At 63.5% G+C, this 1,503-nt stretch carries 2 protein-coding genes; both read right to left on the bottom strand.

Annotated elements, in window-relative coordinates:
• On the bottom strand, window positions 1–1,094 hold a 1,094-nt coding region (locus KKP04_RS15220; RefSeq protein WP_215033515.1), incomplete at its 3' end, for an IS66 family transposase.
• A gap of 59 nt (window positions 1,095–1,153) precedes the next feature.
• A complete protein-coding gene (gene tnpB, locus KKP04_RS15215; RefSeq protein ID WP_215033518.1) occupies window positions 1,154–1,480 on the bottom strand; it encodes an IS66 family insertion sequence element accessory protein TnpB in 327 nt (108 codons plus the stop codon).
• Window positions 1,481–1,503 lie beyond the last annotated feature (23 nt).

The following is a 1,503-nucleotide window of genomic DNA, read 5'->3' as shown; positions in this document are numbered from 1 at the left end:
GCGAGCGCGGCGTCGGCGAGCGGCGCGTTGCCGCCCACAGCGATTTCATAGAACCGCCTCCTCAGGTGCGTCCAGCAGAAGGACAGGATGAGCGGTGCCGACGCTGGCCGGTTGCTCGCAAGATCCTTGTAGGCGCTATAGCCGTCAACCTGTAGAATGCCGCTGAAGCCTGCGAGATGGCTTTTCACATGCTCCGACCCGCGGCCTGGCGCATAGCAGTAGACAACGGCGGGCGGATCGGAGCCACCCCATGGCCTGTCGTCGCGGGCGTAAGCCCAGAGCTGGCCGAGCTTCACGCGCTTTCGTCCCGGATCGAGGACAGGGCAGCGCGTCTCGTCTGCGAACAGTTTCGGCGAGGCTTTCAGGATCTCGAATAGGCGCGTCTGCAGCGGCGCCAGGAGCGCCGCCGCTTTGCCGACCCAGTCGGCGAGCGTGGAGCGATCGAGATCGACGCCCTGGCGGCTATAGATTTGCGCCTGCCGATACAGCGGACAGTGATCGGCGTATTTCACGGTCAGAACGTGAGCGACCAGTGCCTCGGTCGGGATGCCGGCCTCGATCAGACGCGTTGGCGCCCGAGCCTGAACCACAGCGCCTTCGCAGGCCCGGCAGGCATATTTCCGCCGGCGCGTCACGATCACTTTGAACTGGGCCGGGATCACGTCCAGCCGCTCCGAGCGATCCTCGCCCATGACATGCATGGCGCCGCCACAACACGGACAAGCTGTGCTGTCCGGTTCGATGACGATCTCCTCCCGCGGCAGATGGGAGGGCAGCGCGCCGCGATTGACAGAGCGGGGTTCTTTGCGCGACGCTTTCAGCGTCGCGTTCGAGGTCTCATCCGTGGCACCCGTTTCGGCGATCGCCTGCTCGGTCTCCTCCATGGCGAGGCTCAACTGATCGGGATCGAGCTTCTCCGATTTGCGGCCGTACTGCGCGCGCCGCAGCTGGCGCAGCGTCTCCCACAATCTCGCATTGGCGTCCTGAACGCGGGCCAGTTCGGCGTCTTTCGCCGCTGCTTGTTCCGCCCAGTGAAGCACCAGAGCTTTCAAGGCGCCGATATCGTCAGGGAGCTGATCTGTAGCCGCAACCATGACGCGAACATCACCATGATTTGCAACCAAGATCACGCAAAAACAGAGAGATACCAGGCTTATTGCACCGCCTGAGGACGCGCCCTTCGAACCGCACGGACCCGGGCCCAGTCCAAGCCCTCGAACAAGGCAGAGGCTTGCGCCGGCGACAGACGCATGATCCCGTCCTCGATCCTTGGCCAGCGGAACTTCGCATCCTCGAGCCGCTTGTAGATCAGGATCAGCCCTGAGCCGTCCCAGATCAAGATCTTGATCCGGTCCGCCCGCCTGGAGCGGAAGATGAAGGCAGCGCCGCAAAACGGATCGAGCTTCAAGACCTCCTGAACCGCGGCCGCAAGCCCATCCATGCCTTTCCTGAAATCGACAGGCCGCGTCGCGATGTAAATCCGAGGTGGAACCGCACCGAAAA

This window comes from Rhodomicrobium sp. Az07, assembly GCF_018619475.1.
Classification (GTDB): domain Bacteria; phylum Pseudomonadota; class Alphaproteobacteria; order Rhizobiales; family Rhodomicrobiaceae; genus Rhodomicrobium.
Note: the sequence above shows the minus strand (reverse complement) of the source record. Positions and strands in the feature narration are given on the sequence as shown.